Source organism: Candidatus Omnitrophota bacterium, assembly GCA_028716165.1.
Classification (GTDB): domain Bacteria; phylum Omnitrophota; class Gorgyraeia; order JABMRG01; family JABMRG01; genus JAQUQI01.
This window is the reverse complement of record JAQUQI010000010.1, coordinates 1-19,222: the sequence shown is the minus strand read 5'-3', so window position 1 is coordinate 19,222 and position 19,222 is coordinate 1. Positions and strand designations below refer to the sequence as shown.

The window sequence follows — 19,222 nt, the reverse complement described above, 5'->3', positions numbered from 1 at the left end:
ACAATGCCCAGATCAAAACCCGATCAAATAAAAAGCGTTGTAGAGTCTGCTTTGGCTGCCGCGCGCGATAAGCGGGATAGTGTAGAGAAACTATGCAGGGCGTGGCAAGCCGTGGCCGGCAAAAACGCGTCGGGGCACTCAAGCCCTGTGCGGATTAGCAAAAGCGCGCTGGTGGTGACGGTAGACAACCCTGTGTGGATGCATTATTTGCATTGCCGCAAGTATGATATAGAAAATAAATTGACAATGTTATTATCGCCGGGAAAGAGAGTTCGCGTTAAATTAAGAGCAGGAGAACCTTGTGACTACGCAGACAAAAAATAAAACAAAAAAACCCGCATTAGAACAAAAGCACGGGCAAGACAAAGCGCAATCGTCTTCTTATGACGCGACAAAAATACAGGTCCTTGAAGGCATAGAGGCGGTAAGACAAAGGCCCGCTATGTATATCGGGGACACCGGGGCCAGGGGGCTTCACCACCTCGTGTTTGAGGTGACTGATAATAGTATTGACGAGGCTATGGCTGGTTATTGCTCCAACATAGACGTGATTATACACGCGGACGATAGCGTTACTGTTATTGACGATGGCAGGGGCATACCGGTTGATATGCATAAAGGGCAAAACAAGCCGGCCGTGGAAGTTGTGTTGACAACATTGCACGCGGGAGGCAAGTTTGACCATAGAATGTATAAGGTGTCCGGGGGGCTTCATGGAGTGGGCGTAAGCGTTGTTAATGCTTTGTCTGATTGGCTTGAGGTTGAGATTCGCAGAGACGGAAAGGTGTACCACCAGCGGTATAAGAAAGGACATGTTGCCAGCAAGCTGGCCGTGATCGGCGCAAGCCACAAGACAGGCACGCAGGTTACCTTTAAGCCGGACGCGGAAATATTTACAAAGAGCACCATATTCAGTTTTGAGACATTGTCTACCCGTATGCGGGAGCTGGCTTTTTTGAACAAGGGCGTTCAGATAACGATAAAGGACGAGCGTTGCGAAAAAGAAGAAAAGTTTAAGTTTGATGGTGGTATTGTATCGTTTGTGGAACACTTAAATAAAAACAAAAATTCCCTGCATAAAAAACCGATTTATTTCCAACGCGAAAAAGATGACGTGACTGTTGAGGTCGCGATGCAGTATAACGATAGTTATGCGGAAACAATTTTTACATTTGCCAACAATATTAATACTATTGAAGGCGGTACTCATTTGAGCGGGTTTAAATCCGCCTTAACTCGTGTGGCGAACCAGTATTGTAAAAATAAAAAGCTTCTTAAGGATTCAGACGCAAGCTTGTCAGGAGATGATATTCGGGAGGGCCTTACCGCGGTTATCAGCGTTAAGATATCTAATCCGCAATTTGAGGGCCAGACCAAAACCAAACTTGGTAATGCCGACGTTGAAGGTGTTATCGCTTCTATGGTTAATGATTCTTTGAGCAGTTATTTTGAAGAAAATCCGTCGGTTGCCAATAAAATTGTTGAAAAAGCCACAGTTGCCGCCCGGGCCAGGGAAGCGGCACGAAAGGCGCGTGATTTAACCAGGCGCAAGGGCGCCTTGGAGGTGTCGGGCCTGCCCGGCAAGTTGTCCGATTGTTCAGAGACAGACGCTTCAATGTGCGAAATCTATCTTGTAGAAGGAGACAGCGCCGGCGGCAGTGCCAGGCAAGGCCGTGACAGGCGCTTCCAGGCCATCCTGCCATTAAAAGGTAAGATATTAAACGTTGAAAAGGCCCGCCTGGACAAAGTCTTGTCAAACGAGGAAATCAGAACTATTATTACGGCCCTTGGTTGTGGCATCGGAGCTGAATTTAGCGCTGAAAAACTGCGTTACCATAAAATTATTCTTATGGCCGATGCCGACGTTGACGGTTCTCATATACGCACGCTGTTGCTTACATTGTTTTATAGGCAGATGCCGAGACTCCTTGAGGAAGGGAAAATTTACATAGCCCAGCCCCCATTGTATAAAGTTAAGCGCGGTAAACGCGAAGAATACATACAAACAGAAGCGGAGATGGATTCGCTCTTATTGGACATGGGGACCGATGATTTGGTATTGTCCAAACCAAAACCTAAACAAGAGCTGACCAGTAAACAGATGCGCGATTTATGCGCAATGCTGATACGGGTGGCGCAGATTAGCAAGGCTATTGAACGAAAAGGGGTTAAATTTATTCAATATTTAGCTATGGCGCAACCTAAAACCCAAAAACTACCTATTTTTAGGGTCAAAATGGAGGGCCAAACCCTTTTTGCTTATTCAGACGCCGAGTTAGCAAAAATTATAAAAGACTACGAGAAAGCGAGCGGTAAATCGCTTGAACTACATCACGACACAGATAAAGAAGCCCCCACATCTAAGGACATTGATGTGACTGAATTTTTTGAAGCAGAAACGCTTGCGCAAACCATAGCCAGTCTTGACAAGCTTGGGATTTCGCTGGTTGATGCTTATGAATCCAAGATAATAGATCTTGACAGTGTTCCAAAAAAGAAAAAACAGCAAGATGCCCCCATGCAACCTATATTGAATTTCCAAGCGGACGACCAGACGGTGCCGATTTACAGTCTTAAAGAATTAATAAGTGCGATTAAAGACCGGGCCAAGCATGGTATGGTTATGCAGCGCTACAAGGGCTTAGGCGAAATGAACCCCGGCCAGTTGTGGGAAACGACAATGGACCCGGCGAAAAGGACGCTATTATCTGTCACACTTGAAGACGCGGTCAAGGCAGACGAGATGTTCACCATACTTATGGGTGATGCCGTTGAGCCAAGGCGCGACTTTATTGAAAAACACGCCAGGGAAGTAACGAATTTGGACATTTAACAGCAGGATTTAAGAGGCGCGGCGCAAACGCGCCAATCGAAGGGTATTCAAATGTATACGCAGGGCGAAAAGATAACAAAGCGTTATGTTGAAGACGAGATAAAGGATTCTTATATTAATTACGCTATGAGCGTTATCGTGGGCCGCGCCTTACCGGACGCCAGGGACGGTTTGAAGCCTGTCCAACGCAGAATACTTTATGCTATGCATGGTCTGAATCTGCAAAGGTCCAAGCCTTATAAAAAAAGCGCGCGTATAGTGGGCGATTGCCTGGGCAGGTATCATCCTCACGGCGATGCTTCCGTATATGACGCGCTGGTGCGCATGGTCCAGAATTTTTCTTTGCGCTATCCGCTTGTGGATGGCCAGGGCAACTGGGGCTCTATTGACGGAGATCCCGCCGCGGCCATGCGATATACTGAAGCACGCATGGCATCTATAGCCGATGAATTGCTCGCCGACATAGACAAGGAAACGGTTAATTTTGTCCCAAATTTTGATGAATCGCTGACTGAGCCGGTTATCTTGCCGTCCGCTTTGCCGACACTGCTGGTTAACGGCTGTAGCGGAATAGCTGTCGGCATGGCGACGAATATGCCTCCGCATAATCTTAGCGAAACGGTAAACGCCCTGATCAAGGTAATTGATGAGCCGCAGGTTGATTTAAGCGGGCTTATGAAAATCATAAAAGGCCCTGATTTTCCTACGGGAGCTACCATCTGCGGCAGAAGCGGTATAAAAAGCGCTTATGAGACCGGCCGCGGTATTATTAAGTTGCACGCCAGGGCCCAAATAGAAGAACAAAAATCCGGCAAAAGCGCTATCATTGTGACAGAGTTGCCGTACCAGGTGAATAAAACAAACCTGATAGAATCCATCGCCAACCTTGTATCCGATAAGCGTATTGACGGTATATCGGACATACGCGATGAATCAGACAAGGAAGGCATCAGGATTGTGATAGAATTAAAGCGCGATTATCCCGCACAGGTGATATTGAACCAACTGTATAAACATACCCAGCTTGCTTCAACATTCGGTATTATTATGTTAGCCCTGGTGAATAACCAGCCGAGGGTTTTGAACCTGCGCCAGATGCTTGACCTTTATATTGAGCATCGCAAGGATATTATCAGGAGGAGGACAGACTTCTTATTGCGCAGGGCCCAGGACAGGGCTCATATACTTGAAGGATTAAAGATAGCGCTTGATCACATAGAAAAGATTATTAAAACAATCCGCTCTGCCAAAGACACCCACACCGCTAAACAGGCCCTTATAGACAATTTTGAATTAAGCCCCAGGCAGGCGCAGGCCATACTTGAAATGCAATTACAGCGCCTGACAGCTCTTGAGCGGGGCAAAATAGAAGCGGAGTATGTAGAACTACTGAAAAAAATACAGGAGTACGAAGCGATATTAGCCAGCGATACCAAGGTTCTCTCTATTATAAAAACCGAATTGTTGGAAATGCAAAAAAAGTATGGCGATGACAGGCGCACTGATATTGTCGCGGAGTTAGATGATCTCAAAATAGAAGATCTGATAGCTGATGAAGACGTGGTTATAACAATCAGCCACGGCGGCTACATCAAACGCTTACCGGTCAGCGCTTACCGGCGTCAAAAACGCGGAGGCAAGGGCGTGGTAGGCGCGGAATTAAAAGAAGAAGACTTTGCTGAACACCTGTTTATTGCTACCACGCATGAGTATATATTATTTTTTAGCAATATAGGCAAGGCCTATATGTTAAAGGTACACGAAATTCCGCAGTCGGGCAGAGCGTCTAAAGGCAAGGCGATTGTCAACGTTTTACAGCTCGCTCCCGGTGAATCTGTCAGCGCTTTTGTCCGCGTAAAAGATTTTAACAAGGGCGGTTATATTTTTATGGCCACAGAACATGGTGTGGTCAAAAAGACCGAACTCGCAGCGTATGCCAATACCCGTAAGGGCGGGATTATAGGTATAACGATTGAAAAAGGGGATCATTTGATTGAAGCGGCTTGCACGGAAGACAAAGACGACATCATATTAGCCACCAGAGACGGCAAGGCCATTAGGTTTAAATCCAGTTCTATAAGGAACATGGGCCGGTCTGCACAGGGCGTGCGCGGCATATCTCTGGAGGGTAAAGACATTGTTATCGGCATGGCGGTTGCGCGCGCGGGAGCGGCCCTTTTGACAATTTCAGAAAAAGGTTTTGGCAAAAGGACGCCCCTTGGAGAATACAGGTTGCAAGCGCGCGGCGGGAAAGGTATTATCAATATCAAAACAACAGACAAGACCGGTCTTGCCGTGGTTGTGCGCGCGGTGACCGATAAAGATGAGGTCATGTTAATTACCGAAAGCGGAGCGATTGTAAGGACCCCCGTGCAGGGTATAAGGTTGAGCGGGCGCTCAACGCAGGGGGTGTGCGTTATATCACTAAAGGGCGGCAAGGACAAGGTGTCGGCCGTGGCCTCTGTGGTTGCCGAAGATGGTGAATAATTTACAAGACATGTGTGGCCCTATCGTCTAGCGGTTAGGACAACGGCTTTTCGAGCCGTTTACGCGGGTTCGAGTCCCGCTGGGGTCACCATATACTTTTATAGGGTTAAAAAATGAATAGACAATATAAGCGGGCGGGCATTATCGGGTTGGCTGTGTTTGTCGTTTTTGTTGTTATAGCATGGGTGATTGCCGGACGTTTTTCCGGACCAGGTCACAAAAATAACGCGGACCGGCCGCGGGCTTCCGTGACGGACCTTCCGCAGGCTGTTCCCACCGGAGCGCAAGACCCCTCCGGGGTTAAGCCCATGCCTATCCCGATAGTTATACCAGAGGGCGCTGGCCATATAGTTGAAAGCTATACGGCTGCTGGCGCGTCGGCCGGGACCGTAATCCACATACAGGACATACACACAAACTATGAGGCGCAGAAAAACTTAAGCAAAATTCTGGAATCGCTTATTAATGAAAACCAACTGAAGCTGATTATGGTGGAAGGCGGCTGGGGCAATGTTAATCTTTCATATCTGCGTTCCTACGCGGGTAGTGAACGCAGGCAGAGCGTTGCCGAAGACTATTTAAAAGAAGGCAAAATATCCGGCGAAGAATATTTAGACATAGTATCCGATTACGATATCAAGATTGAGGGCGCCGAAGACGAGAGCTTATACAGGGCCAATCTTGACACGTTTTTTGCCATAGATGCTTTCAGGCAGCAGGCGGCATCGGAACTTAATGCTCTTAAAAATGTCATTGAGAAGTTGAAGCAAAGCATCTATACGCCACAGCTTTCAGAGCTTGAGCGCGTAAAGTCCGATTATGACAATGAAAAGATATCTTTAGCTGAATATTATAAATATTTGCACGCTGCGGCGGCCAAGGAGAAGCGGGATCTTTCTTTATACCCTAATTTCTTGCGTTTTATGTCTGTGGTGGAGTCTGAATCAACCATCAAGTTTACATTAGCGGAAAAAGAGCGCACGGAACTTATTGAGCGGTTGTCTAAAATCCTGTCCAAGCAGGAATTGGCTGAGCTTGTTACAAAATCATTGGAGTTTAAGCTTAATAAACTTACCCCGGTCCAGTATCACGATTATCTTATGGATGTTGCCCGCCAGTCGGGCCTATCCTTGCAGGCATTCACAAACCTTGAAAAATATATCGTTTATATAAAAGCCCACGACAGTATTAATACAGCGGCCGTATTTGAAGAGGCCAATGCCGTTTTGCGCGCTGTTGAAACTGCCCGGATACATGAACCCCGCCAGCAGCGTTTGTATAGTATTGCCAGAAGTGCGCAGGTGTTAGACAACTTTTTGCATCTTAAGCTTGTGCCCGATGATTTTTCTTATTACAAGAATAACCGTAATGATTTTATTACGGCCGGCTGGATTGAGTTCCTGCAGCAACAGGCGCAACGCAGCAAGATAGACGTGGATACCATAAAAGCCGCGTATGTGCTTGACAAAAATCTGTCCACCCTTGTTAAGTTTTACGACTTGGCTAACGACAGAGACGACGCATTTATGCGCCATACATTGCGGCTCATGAAGGATGAGGAAGCTCCGGTTGCTGTCCTAATCGCCGGCGGTTTCCATACTCCGAATATAAAACAAAAATTTAAAGAACACTCTTTATCTTATATTGTGGTCGCGCCGTATACAAGTCAGCAGACGGACATGGAGCAGTATAGGTATATATTGCGCTATAAATCCGGGAAAGAAGAATAATCGGTGACTGAATATTATCCCTGTCCTGGCCCCGAAAATCTTATTTGTAATTACCTCAAACGGCAAAGGTTTATCTGATACATTAAATTTATGTGCGGCATAGTAGGTTATATAGGCAGGCGTCCGGCTCAACCGTTTTTGCTCAACGGGCTTAAGAAGCTTGAATACCGCGGTTATGACTCGGCGGGGATGGCCGTGATGCATGATGGCAAGATTATTGCGCGCAAACAAAGAGGCAGGGTGTCCCGGTTGGAGGCATTGCTTGCGGCAAGGCCATTGGCGGGGAGCACCGGCATAAGCCATTCAAGGTGGGCTACGCATGGCATCCCCAGCCATGCCAACGCTCATCCGCACTTAGACTGTTTGGGAAATATAGCAGTAGTCCACAATGGCATAATTGAAAACTATGAAGACCTGAAAACCGCTCTTGCCGCTGAAGGCCACCGATTTCTTTCCGATACGGACACGGAAGTCATACCCCACCTGATTGAGAAATTCTATAAAGGCGATTTTGCCGCCGCGGTCCGAGCGGCTTTAGGGCAGTTGAAAGGCTCTTTCGCGCTCGGCATTATTTCAAATTATACTCCCGGAGTCTTGTTCGCGGCAAGGCGCGGCAGCCCGCTTGTGGTGGGCATTGGCAAGGAAGAAAATTATGTGGCAAGCGATATACCCGCGCTTTTAGAATATACGAGTGATGTGATATATATAGAGGATAATGAGCTTGCCGTTATTTCCAAAGATAGTATTTGTATTACGGATTTCAAAGGGAGAAGAATCAAAAAGACCCAGACGCGCGTTGCCTGGGACATTAAGCAGGCGCAAAAAGGCGGCTATCAGCACTTTATGCTAAAAGAGATTCATGAGCAGCCTGCCGTGATAAGCAATATTTTGCAACACAGGCTCCGCGGAAGCGGAGTTTTTTTTAAAGAGCTTACCTTGCCGGAACGGTATATAAAAAGCGTTAAAAAGATATGTATTGTCGCGTGCGGGACGGCATATCATGCCGGCCTTGTGGGTAAGTATATTTTAGAGCGCTTGACAGGAATACCCGTGGAGGTTGATGTATCAAGCGAATTCCGTTACAGAAATCCCATATTGGGCAAAAACACGCTGGTTGTAGCGATAAGCCAGTCGGGCGAAACTGCCGATACGCTGGCAGGCATCAGGCAGGCCCGAAAGCAATCCGCCAAGGTGCTTTCAATAGTCAATGTAGTAGGCGCTACCATGACAAGGGAATCGGACAGCGTTATTTATACCCACGCGGGCCCTGAAATAGGAGTGGCTTCAACAAAAGCATATACGGCGCAGTTATGCGTTCTGTATCTTTTTGGCATTTATGCCGGCACGATTTCCGGCGCTTTGGCCAGGCAGGCCACGGCCAAAATGATTGATGAAATTCGGCGCCTACCCCGCTGTATGGGCGATATTTTACGTGACACTAGAGCCATAAAAAATGTATGCAAGAAGCACAAAGACAAGAATTGTTTCTTGTATTTAGGCAGAAACCTGAATTATCCCAACGCGCTTGAGGGGGCGCTGAAACTCAAGGAGATATCCTATGTGCACGCGGAAGGCTACAGCGCGGGCGAAATGAAGCATGGGCCCATCGCGTTGATTGACAAAACTATGCCGGTTGTTTGCATTGTGCCAAAATCCGCTACCTATGACAAGATGGTTTCTAATATACAGGAAATAAAGGCGCGTAAGGGTATTGTTATCAGTATCGCTACTGAAGCAGACCCCCACATAGGCAGGTATTCGGATCATACCATATATATACCTGGTACTAACGAATTATTTTCCCCCATGCTTACGGTACTGCCTTTACAGCTTTTGGCCTATTATATCGCGCTTGCTAACGGTCGCGACGTGGACCGGCCGCGCAATCTGGCTAAATCCGTAACGGTGGAATAATTTTATGGGCGCGATTTTTTAACACTGGAGCGGGTATGGGTTTTGGTAAATTATTTATCGTCTCAACTCCAATAGGCCATTTGGCGGACATGACATATCGCGCTGTTGAAACGCTTAAATCTGTTGCTGTGATAGCGTGCGAAGACACGCGGCATACCGGTATCTTGCTGTCGCATTACGGTATTGATAAACCGTTGACCAGTTATTTTGAACACAACAAACACTTCAAATCCAGGGGCATAATAAACAGGCTCACGCGCGGTGAAGATGTTGCCTTGGTAAGCGACGCGGGCACGCCCGGTATCAGCGACCCTGGCTACAGGGTGATTCATGATGCCATTGACGCGGGTATTGAGGTTGTGCCTGTTCCCGGTGCCAGCGCGGCGGCCGCGGCATTATCGGTTTCGGGACTGCCCACCGATCGGTTTGTGTTTGAGGGGTTTTTGCCTCCGAAAACAGCGGCACGGACAAAACGCCTTGCTGAATTAACGCAGGAAACACGCACAATAATACTTTATGAATCGCCTCACCGGCTGTGCCGGGCTCTGCGGGACATCCAAGCTGTTTTTGGCGATATATTTATGGTATGCGCGAGAGAACTTACAAAAAAATTCCAGGAAATCCGCAGGCAGAAGGTATCGGCGCTTATCGCGCATTTTGAAGAAACGCCTGCACGAGGGGAATTTGTTTTGTTGTTTAACTTAAGAACGCAAAGGGAGTTATCGCCGTGAGCATACATCCAACAGCAATAGTTTCAAAGAACAGCGAGATTGATAAAAGCGCCGACATAGGCCCCTATGCGGTGGTAGAGGACGACGTTATTATAGGCCCCAACTGCAAACTGCATGCCGGAGCTTATGTGTTAAAAGGCTCCAGGCTCGGCGCCGGTTGCATTGTGCACACAGGCGCTTGCCTTGGCGGTGAGCCGCAGGATATAGCTTTTAAAGGAACCAAGTCATATGTTATCATCGGCGCTCATAATGTTTTTAGAGAGCACGTTACTGTGCATCGCGGCACAGAAGATGGTTCGTCAACCGTTATTGGTGACAATAATTATTTTATGTGCTTATCACATATTGCCCATAACTGCAAGATTGGCAATAAAGTGATTATATGTAATAACAGCCTTCTGGCGGGCCATGTGGAGGTGGAAGACATGGCGTTTGTCTCTGCCAACTGTCTTATTCATCAGTTTGTCAGGATTGGGAAACTATCTATTATAGGCGGCGGGGTCAGGCTAAATAAAGATTTCCCCCCCTACATGAGCACAGGCGATGACAATGTGGTTACGGCGTATAATATTATAGGCCTAAGGCGTGCCGGCATAAGCCCTGTTATCCGCGACAAAATAAAGCAAGCTTATAAAATCCTATACCGGCAAGGCCTTAATATGGGCAATGCTTTAAGCAAGCTGGAATCCGCGCTGGCCGGAGAGGAAATAAAGCATTTGGCCGATTTTATAAAAGAGTCTAAAAGGGGCGTGTGTGCCGCGCACTCTAATCGCGATAAGCACTAATGTCTTTTGCCTGCCGCGCCGGTTTTTGCGGTCATAATGTAATGTATTTGCATGTTCCGATCAGGCCAATATGTATTCGGTCTTGACATGCGCCTCTTATGGTGATAAAATATTAACAATATAAACCTTTTAATCAGGCTCCGCGAGGCCGGAAAGGGGCGTAAATGGTAAAATTAGACGTATCCCGCATTAAATATGCGGGTATTTTTTTATCAGCCCTTTTTTGTGAAATATATGAAAAATAATAATACCAAAATACAGGTTATGGATGCCCAGGCCGTTGATAATGCCCTAAAGCGAATGGCACATGAAATTGTTGAGCGCAATCAGGATGCCAGCGCGATAGCGATAGTGGGCATACGTACCCGGGGCGAATATCTCGCCGAGCGCTTGTCCTTGGCTCTGGAACGGATAACCGGCAATACACTGACCCGTGGTGTACTTGATATAACGCTTTACCGCGATGATTTAATGATTTCCGATTCCCAGCCCGTTGTGCGCGAAACAGACCTAAGCTTTGACGTGTCAACCAAGCATATAGTGCTTGTTGACGATGTCCTGTATACCGGCCGTACTATACGAGCGGCATTGGATGCTTTTATTGATTTTGGCAGGCCCAAATCAATACAGTTGGCTATTTTGGTGGACCGCGGGCACAGAGAATTGCCTATCAGAGCGGATTATGTCGGCAAGAACATACCCACATCCGCGACCCAGGTGGTCAGGGTAAAATTAAAAGAGAAAGATGGCGTTGATGAGGTGTGCGTTTTTGATGGAGACTTAGCGTGATGAGCAGGTGGGGCCAAAAAGATCTTTTAGGGCTGGAGTATCTGACAGGGGAACAGATAGAGCATATCCTGCTGACCGCAGATTCATTCAAAGAAGTTTCCACAAGAGGCGTAAAAAAAGTCCCGGCCTTGCGCGGTAAAACAGTGGTGAATTTGTTTTATGAGCCGTCTACGCGCACAAGGATATCCTTTGAAATAGCGGCAAAACGCCTTTCCGCCGATGTAATCAACATTGAAACAGAGACATCAAGCATACGCAAGGGCGAGACCCTGATTGACACGGGCTTAAACATACAGGCGTTGAAGGCTGATATTATTGTGGTGCGGCATAACGCGTCCGGCGCCGCGGCAATGCTGGCCCGGCGGGTTGATATAAGCGTGATTAATGCCGGGGACGGTTGGCATGAACACCCGACACAGGCCCTGCTGGATATTTTCACGATTAGGCAGCGTTTGGGCCGCATACAAGGGCTTAACATAAGTATTGTCGGCGACATAGCGCATTCGCGGGTGGCCAGGTCAAACATATGGGGCTTGACAAAGCTTGGCGCTCGGGTTACCGTATGCGCGCCGAAGATGCTTATCCCCCCTGGGATTGAAAAAATGGGGGTAAGGATTACGGATAAAATAGACAATGCTATACAGGAAGCGGACGCAATCAATGTCCTGCGCATGCAGTTTGAGCGCGATAAAACAACGGCGTTTCCAAAACAGCTTGAGTATTTCAAGAATTTTGCAGTTACCGAGGAGCGGCTTAAACGGGCGAAGAAGGATATTATCGTCATGCACCCCGGCCCTATTAATAGAGGTATAGAGATATCAAGCGAAGTTGCTGACGGGTGCCGTTCGGTGATATTGGAACAGGTCACAAACGGGATAGCGGTTCGTATGGCGGTCCTGTTTTTGGCCTGGCAAGGCAGGCGGGGATTATGAGTATTATCATCAAACAGGGGCTCGTGGTAGATCCTTCTCAAGGATTGCGCGCGATAAAAGATGTATTAATAGAAAACGGTAAAATCGTTCGGATTGCGGATTGTATAATACCCGGCACATCGCAGGCGATAAACGCGAAAGGGCTTGTGGTTATGCCCGGACTGGTTGATATGCACGCGCACCTGCGCGAACCGGGCCGCGAAGACAAGGAAACCATAGAAACAGCCACCATGGCCGCGCTTGCCGGCGGCATTACATCCGTTCTTGCCATGCCCAATACCACTCCATGCATTGATTCCGCGCAGGCGGCGGGGCTTTTACAAAAGCGTATTCAAAAGTCAGCCAAGGCCAATGTGTTTGTCGCCGGAGCTCTAACCAAGAACAGAAAAGGCCACGCCTTGACGGATATTGAGGGGCTTTGCAATAAATCCGTATTGGCATTTACTGATGACGGTTCGTCTGTTGACGATGAAAAACTCCTTTCAAGCGCCTTTGATATATGCCGGAAAACAGGTGTTCTTATAGTATGCCACTGTGAAGATACCGCGCTTTCCGCCGGAGGTACGGTAAACAGGGGTTTTATTTCAACCAGCATGGGTCTGCGCGGGATTTCCAAGGAATCGGAATACAAAAGGGTTGAACGCGATATAAACATTGCTGAATCAGCGCAGGCTAGAATACACATTGCCCACGTAAGTTGTGCCGAAAGCGTGGACGTAATACGCCAGGCGAAAGCAAAAGGTGTTAAGGTTACGGCCGAAACGTGTCCTCATTATCTTATGCTTTGCGAGGACGATGTAAGGGGTTTTGATACCAACAAGAAGATGAATCCTCCGTTAAGAAGCTGCGACGATCGTAACTCCTTGAAGCGGGCGGTAATAGATGGCGTTATAGATATTGTCTCCACGGATCACGCCCCGCACACCGAGAATGAAAAAGACATAGAGTTTGAGCGGGCCGCTTTTGGCGTGATTGGGCTTGAGACCATGCTGCCGGTAACACTTACCGCTTTATACGGCAATGACAGCACCGATTTGACAAAGATTGCCCAGATATGCTCAACAGGACCAGCGCGCATTCTCGGCCTGAAAAAGGGCACTCTTTCCGCCGGCAGCGACGCAGACGTGGTAATATTTGACCCGGAGCGCGAATGGATGGTTGAAAAACGCGGCATTGTTTCCAAGTCAAAAAATTCCGCCTTTTTAGGAATGCGCTTAAAAGGTAAAGTTATTTTTACAATATTAAACGGTGCGGTTGCGTACCAGGCTTAAGAATTTATGGGGCAATTTATAGCGGATTTTCATATACATTCACGATATAGCCGGGCAACAAGCCCTGATATGGGTGTGAAAAACATAACCGCATGGGCCGCGACAAAGGGAATAGCGGTTGTCGGGACAGGGGATTTTACCCATCCCTTATGGCGTAAGGAGCTTAAAAAAAACTTGGGCCGGCATACAAACGGTTTATATGAATACGATAAAGTTAAATTCATATTAACCGCCGAAATAAGCAATATCTATAAAAAGAATGGCAAGGGCAGACGCGTGCATACCATTTTGTTTGTACCCGACTTTAAAACAGCCGACCGTGTAAGCAAAGAACTTGAAAAGCGCGGCAATATCTCTTCGGATGGCAGACCGATATTTGGCTTTGACGCCAAGGACTTGGTAAAGATCGCCCTTGACGCTTCGCCGCAGGCCATGATTGTGCCGGCGCACGTATGGACCCCGTGGTTCAGCGTGCTTGGGTCCATGTCGGGTTTTGATTCAATAGAAGAGTGTTTTGAAGAACAGTCGGAAAATATTTATGCCCTGGAAACAGGATTAAGCGCCTCCCCTGATATGTGCTGGCGGGTGAGCTCGCTTGATAAATATAGCCTTATTTCAAATTCAGATTCTCATTCGCCAGGTAAGATAGGAAGAGAGGCCAATGTGTTTGATACCGGGCTTGGATATGAGCATATACTATCCGCCTTAAAAGAAAAAGACAGCAAACGCTTTCTGTACACGATAGAATTTTTTCCCCAGGAAGGCAAATATCATTATGACGGCCACCGCTCGTGCGGGGTTTGTTATAGCCCCAGCCAGACCAGGATGTGCGCCGGCATATGCCCTGTCTGCGGGAAAAAATTGACTATAGGCGTAATGAGCAGGGTTGAAGCGTTGTCGGACAGACCCGAGAATTTTATGCCCAAGGATGCGATACCTTTCAGGCGCCTTGTTCCTTTGCTTGAATTGATCGCGGCAACTCAAAAAAAGGGTATTTGCTCAAAAACAGTTATAAGTGAGTATAAGGCTGCTATAAATTTTTTTGGTTCTGAATTCAACGCCTTGCTTTTTGCCGATAGCAGTGTTCTTTACAAGGGCCTGTCGTGCAAAACGGCGGATGCCGTGTTGAATGTAAGGCAAGGTAACGTGGGCGTAAGGGCGGGCTATGATGGTGTTTATGGGACTATTGATTTAAATCCCGCATCTGTTAAACGCACGGATTATGCTTGCGGAGGAAATCATGCAAAAGTTGCAGACTAAGGCTGAAATTCTGATAAACAAAGAAATAGCCCCGGGGCATTTTAAAATGGCACTTTGCATTGAAGGGTTTGCCGGCAAAGCCAGGCCCGGCCAGTTTTTGCATATAAGAGCCGGCGCGGGATACGAGCCCCTTTTGAGGAGGCCTATAAGTGTGCATCGTATAAGTGATCGGCAGGATATCGTTGAGCTTTTGTACAAAGTAAATGGTAAAGGTACACAGCTTATGTCGCGCCGCTCAAAAGGTACTTTTCTTGATGTTATAGGTCCGCTGGGCAATGGTTTCAAAGTGCCCAAGGGCCAGTCAAATTTTGTTCTTATAGCGGGGGGTATGGGAGTGGCGCCTTTGGTAGCTCTGGCCGACCGACTGGCTACATATAGAAAAAAAGCCATAACCGTAATTATAGGCGCTAAAGACGCCGCCTCTGTCGTGTGCGTTAAAGAATTCCAGGAAATAGGTGCTAAGGTCATTGTTGTCACTGAAGACGGGTCACGGGGAGACCGCGGTTTAGCAACCGCCATGCTGGAAAAGATAATAGGAGATTTTGACATACGCAAGGCATCGTTACGGGCCGGGCCCCGTTCCGTCTCGGATGTGACCATAGGCGATTATGCGCCGGAAGTAGGCCTGTATGCCTGCGGCCCAATGGGCATGCTTGCCTCTGTAGCAAAAATAGTCAAGCCGTACAAAATAAAAACGCAGGGGTCTTTTGAAGAGCGTATGGGTTGCGGCGTCGGCGCTTGCTTTGGTTGTGCCATAAAAACACAACGCGGCTATGAACGTGTATGCAAAGAAGGTCCGGTGTTTGATCTGGCGGATATAGTCTGGGATTAGCTTATGAAAAAGATAAATACGAATAATGCCTTGGAAATAGATATAGGAGGCCTCAAATTAGCCAATCCGGTTATGACAGCTTCCGGCACCTTTGGTTATACCCAGGAATGCAGAGAGCTTATAAGTGTCTCTGAATTAGGCGCTGTTATTACCAAATCCATAACCCTGCAGCCCAGCCCGGGTAACCGGCCTCCGCGTTTGTGGGAAACGACGGCAGGCCTGTTGAATGCGATAGGAATACAAAATGAAGGCCTTGATGATTTTGTCCACAGCAAACTCCCTCTTCTTAAATCAGCCGGCACGCGAATTGTAGCAAGCATTGCGGGCGTTTGCCGGCAGGATTATGAGGCTCTTGCCAAGGCGCTTGATGCTACGGACGTTGATGCTATAGAAGTGAACATATCCTGTCCGAACATAGAGCATAAAAGTCCGACTACGTTGTTTGCCCAGGATCCTTACACCACATCATGCATTATCAGGTCGGTAAAAAAACAGACGGACAAACCTGTTATCGCTAAGCTTTCGCCAAACGTTACCGATATCGGACTTATCGCGCGCGCTGCTGAAAAAGCAGGGGCTGACGCGGTCTCAATGATCAATACCCTGATTGGTATGGACGTTGATATCGCGCGCGGGAAACCCCGTTTGGGTAATATAACAGGAGGTTTGAGCGGGCCTGCGATAAAACCGGTTGCCCTTGCAATGGTATGGCAGGCCTATCATCGTGTTAAGATACCCATTATCGGCATAGGCGGTATTATGAGCACTGAAGATGCCATAGCATTTTTTTTATGCGGAGCATCAGCCGTGCAGATAGGCACGGCAAATTTTGTTGACCCCGCCGCTGCCAGCAACATCATCAGAGGGCTAAGGCTCTATTTGAAAAACCGTGGCATGAAAAATATCAGGGAACTTATAGGACAACTTAAGGTATGAAGGTGCCAAACAGCAAAGGTAAAGGCGCAAAGGGCGCGGACAAAACACAACTTATCGTCGCTTTAGATGTTGATACCCTGGCCCAGGCGCGGAGATTGGTTGACATGCTGTATCCGGATGTGTCAATATTTAAAGTAGGCAGTCAGCTTTTTACCGGATCAGGCCGCGACTCTGTTGCCATGGTCCGCAAAAAAGGCGCCGATGTTTTTTTGGATTTAAAATTTCATGATATACCCAATACTGTGGCGGGCGCCGTGCGGCAGGCCTGTTCCATGGGCGTCCTGATAACTAACGTGCATGCTTTGGGCGGCAGGGCTATGATGGAGGCGGCTTTTCAGGCAAGAGGACGGCAAAAAAAACCCTTATTATTAGCCGTTACCATGCTTACAAGCATGGACAGGGGAGAATTGGAAAACGTCGGTATTGCTCGCGCGCCCAGGTCGCAAATTAAAAAACTTGCTTTATTAGCTAAAGACTGCGGCATGGACGGAGTCGTTTGCTCCGGGCGGGAAATAGATGTAATACGCCAGGCGTGCGGTAAAGATTTTATTGTACTTACTCCCGGCATACGGCCCCCATACTGGGTTTCTGACCAGGACCAAAAGAGGGTTGTTACGCCGCACCAGGCATCTAATAAAGGCGCTGATTACATAGTTGTCGGAAGGCCTATCGCCAAATCTAAAAATCCTTTAAAATCCGCAAGAGATATATTATCGGATTTGGCTTAATCCGATTTCATTCCACCGTACCGTAACCACGATTGGTCTTGACAAAAAACTACCAAGGGTTTATGCTATAGGGCAAAAAAGGTTTACGGCTTATGCGAGAGTCTGTTTTTCAGCAAATGCTTAGCGCAACAGGGGCTTTCTTGTCCGGCCATTTTTTATTATCAAGCGGTTTGCATAGCGGCGGTTACCTGCAATGCGCCCTGTTTTTGAGCAGGCCCGAATACGCGGCAGCTATGTGCCGGGACATAGCGGTAAAACTGAAAAAGATGAAAGCCGATATCGTCATCGGCCCTGCATATGGCGGTATTCTTGTGGCTTATGAATTGGCCCGGGCTCTTCACGCAAGGGCGATGTTCGCGGAAAGAAAAGATTCGGTAATGCAGCTTCGCCGGGGTTTTACTATAAAAAAAGGCGAGCGTGTGCTGATAGCGGAAGACGTTATTACCACAGGCAGATCGGTTAAAGAAGTCATGGTAGCGATCAGGCCGTATTCTCCTCGTATAATCGGGGTTGTTTCGTTGATAAACCGCAGCGCAAAGAATAAACCGTTTGGCCGTATCCCGTTTTACAGCGTTAAAACGCTGAACATCAAAACATATACTGCGGATAAATGTCCTTTATGCAAGGCAAATGTTCCTATTGCTAAGCCGGGCTCTCGCCAGATGCCCCGATAAGGCAATATTAAAAAAGGCCCGCCTTTTAAAAATGCTTAAAACAAAAGAGGTTTGAGATGGAAACGGATTTAAAATACCTGATAGAAAAGATCAAACAGGATGGTATTGACCGGGCCCTTGCGGAGTCTGCCAGGATAACGGATGCGGCGAAAACACAAGCCGATGAGATCCTTGGCCAAGCGGCAAAAAAAAGCGAGGAAATTATAGCAAGCGCCAAAAAGGAAGCGGAGAATTTCAGGCGGTCATCGGAGACGGCCTTAAAGCAGGCGGCAAGAGACGCTCTTCTGATGCTGCGCGTAAGGGTTAGCGAATTTTTTGCCCGTGTCGTAAAAAATCAGGTGGTCCAGGAGCTTAAGCCCGACAGCTTAAAAGACATTATCCTGAAGGCGGTTGAACACTCCATTAAGCAGGGTATTACGGATATAGAAGTTGTGTTGAATGAAAACGACAAAAAGGCCCTTGAGAAGGTATTGTTTGAGGCGTTAAGAAAAGAGGCGCGAGCAAAGCTGTCTCTACAGGAAAAACCCGGCATAGACGGCGGATTCCGCATAGGAGCAAAAGGCATGGGTTCTTATGTTGATTTTACCGATCAGGCGATTGCCGAAGGCTTCAGGCGCTATCTTAATCCTAAGCTTGTTGACGCGCTTGATATTGATTTAGGATTAAAACAAAATACGCCCAATGGCAAATAAATATTATTATCTTATCGCGTCATTGCCTGCCTTGAGGCTCACCCAGCAGGGCCCCGTGGATAGACAGGGATTTTTATCAGAGTGTCGTAAGTGGTTAAGCGATGGCGACATAAAAAGGATAGAAGGCGCCGCCCTGGGCAATGCCGCGGGTTCCGACGGCACGCCGGTTTTAAGGGCGTGGAGGGAATTTGACAAAAACCTGCGTTCTGAATTAGCCGAGGCGCGTATTTTAGCTAAAAGCAATAGGCGTGACAGGCCGGCCTTGTCTATAAAAGGTATCTGGGAGCAGCCCGATCCCCTCCTTATAGAGCAGGCATTTGAGAGGTTTAGGTGGGAATATTTAGACAGCCTGGAAGCAGGGAATTTTTTTGATATTAATTTTTTAATATTGTATTATATAAAGTTGCAAATAATAGAAAGACTAAGCCATTTTAATAAAGAAATCGGAGAAGGGGTATTCCAGGATATGTGCGAGGTAAAATATGAGTAAGCGTATTGGCAATATAACAGCGGTCACCGGTAATATGATTCAGGTCCGCTTCACCGGCGATATTTCACAAAATGAAGTAGGTTATGTCTTGAGACGGGATAGCAGGCTTAAGGCCGAGGTAATCAAGATAGAGGGCGA

The 19,222-nt window shown here is 47.5% G+C and carries 17 protein-coding genes and 1 tRNA gene; all 18 read left to right on the top strand.

Annotated features, from left to right (window positions below):
* The first annotated feature begins 3 nt into the window (after nucleotides 1-3).
* Nucleotides 4-324: a DciA family protein gene (locus PHV77_05490; GenBank protein ID MDD5504746.1), complete on the top strand. Its 321-nt coding sequence runs from the start codon at nucleotides 4-6 to the stop codon at nucleotides 322-324.
* Entirely contained in the window at nucleotides 302-2,833 is a 2,532-nt protein-coding gene (gene gyrB, locus PHV77_05485; GenBank protein ID MDD5504745.1) for a DNA topoisomerase (ATP-hydrolyzing) subunit B, read from the top strand. The genes PHV77_05490 and gyrB overlap by 23 nt, the downstream gene beginning before the upstream one ends.
* A gap of 51 nt (nucleotides 2,834-2,884) precedes the next feature.
* Entirely contained in the window at nucleotides 2,885-5,320 is a 2,436-nt protein-coding gene (gene gyrA / locus PHV77_05480; protein ID MDD5504744.1) for a DNA gyrase subunit A, read from the top strand.
* 16 nt (nucleotides 5,321-5,336) lie between these two features.
* Nucleotides 5,337-5,411, top strand: a tRNA-Glu gene (locus PHV77_05475).
* Nucleotides 5,412-5,433: 22 nt separating this feature from the next.
* Complete coding sequence (locus tag PHV77_05470; protein MDD5504743.1) at nucleotides 5,434-7,050, top strand: hypothetical protein; 1,617 nt, start codon at nucleotides 5,434-5,436, stop codon at nucleotides 7,048-7,050.
* 90 nt (nucleotides 7,051-7,140) lie between these two features.
* A complete protein-coding gene (gene glmS / locus PHV77_05465; protein ID MDD5504742.1) occupies nucleotides 7,141-8,964 on the top strand; it encodes a glutamine--fructose-6-phosphate transaminase (isomerizing) in 1,824 nt (607 codons plus the stop codon).
* A gap of 35 nt (nucleotides 8,965-8,999) precedes the next feature.
* Entirely contained in the window at nucleotides 9,000-9,695 is a 696-nt protein-coding gene (rsmI, locus tag PHV77_05460; GenBank protein MDD5504741.1) for a 16S rRNA (cytidine(1402)-2'-O)-methyltransferase, read from the top strand.
* A complete protein-coding gene (lpxA, locus tag PHV77_05455) occupies nucleotides 9,692-10,480 on the top strand; it encodes an acyl-ACP--UDP-N-acetylglucosamine O-acyltransferase (protein ID MDD5504740.1) in 789 nt (262 codons plus the stop codon). Before rsmI ends, lpxA begins: the two co-directional genes overlap by 4 nt.
* A 234-nt stretch (nucleotides 10,481-10,714) precedes the next feature.
* A complete protein-coding gene (pyrR, locus tag PHV77_05450; GenBank protein MDD5504739.1) occupies nucleotides 10,715-11,269 on the top strand; it encodes a bifunctional pyr operon transcriptional regulator/uracil phosphoribosyltransferase PyrR in 555 nt (184 codons plus the stop codon).
* Nucleotides 11,269-12,201, top strand: coding sequence for an aspartate carbamoyltransferase catalytic subunit (locus tag PHV77_05445; protein ID MDD5504738.1), 933 nt, complete (start codon nucleotides 11,269-11,271; stop codon nucleotides 12,199-12,201). Before pyrR ends, PHV77_05445 begins: the two co-directional genes overlap by 1 nt.
* A complete protein-coding gene (locus PHV77_05440) occupies nucleotides 12,198-13,472 on the top strand; it encodes a dihydroorotase (protein MDD5504737.1) in 1,275 nt (424 codons plus the stop codon). The genes PHV77_05445 and PHV77_05440 overlap by 4 nt, the downstream gene beginning before the upstream one ends.
* A gap of 6 nt (nucleotides 13,473-13,478) precedes the next feature.
* A complete protein-coding gene (locus PHV77_05435; protein MDD5504736.1) occupies nucleotides 13,479-14,732 on the top strand; it encodes an endonuclease Q family protein in 1,254 nt (417 codons plus the stop codon).
* Nucleotides 14,713-15,564, top strand: a complete 852-nt coding sequence (locus PHV77_05430) for a dihydroorotate dehydrogenase electron transfer subunit (protein MDD5504735.1) — start codon at nucleotides 14,713-14,715, stop codon at nucleotides 15,562-15,564. The genes PHV77_05435 and PHV77_05430 overlap by 20 nt, the downstream gene beginning before the upstream one ends.
* Nucleotides 15,565-15,567: 3 nt before the next feature.
* On the top strand, nucleotides 15,568-16,500 hold the full coding sequence (locus PHV77_05425) for a dihydroorotate dehydrogenase (GenBank protein ID MDD5504734.1): 933 nt from the start codon (nucleotides 15,568-15,570) through the stop codon (nucleotides 16,498-16,500).
* Nucleotides 16,497-17,228, top strand: coding sequence for an orotidine-5'-phosphate decarboxylase (gene pyrF / locus PHV77_05420; GenBank protein ID MDD5504733.1), 732 nt, complete (start codon nucleotides 16,497-16,499; stop codon nucleotides 17,226-17,228). The genes PHV77_05425 and pyrF overlap by 4 nt, the downstream gene beginning before the upstream one ends.
* Nucleotides 17,229-17,320: 92 nt before the next feature.
* Nucleotides 17,321-17,902, top strand: coding sequence for an orotate phosphoribosyltransferase (pyrE, locus tag PHV77_05415; protein MDD5504732.1), 582 nt, complete (start codon nucleotides 17,321-17,323; stop codon nucleotides 17,900-17,902).
* 56 nt (nucleotides 17,903-17,958) lie between these two features.
* Nucleotides 17,959-18,594, top strand: coding sequence for a hypothetical protein (locus PHV77_05410; protein MDD5504731.1), 636 nt, complete (start codon nucleotides 17,959-17,961; stop codon nucleotides 18,592-18,594).
* Nucleotides 18,584-19,084, top strand: a complete 501-nt coding sequence (locus PHV77_05405; protein MDD5504730.1) for a DUF2764 family protein — start codon at nucleotides 18,584-18,586, stop codon at nucleotides 19,082-19,084. Before PHV77_05410 ends, PHV77_05405 begins: the two co-directional genes overlap by 11 nt.
* Nucleotides 19,085-19,222 lie beyond the last annotated feature (138 nt).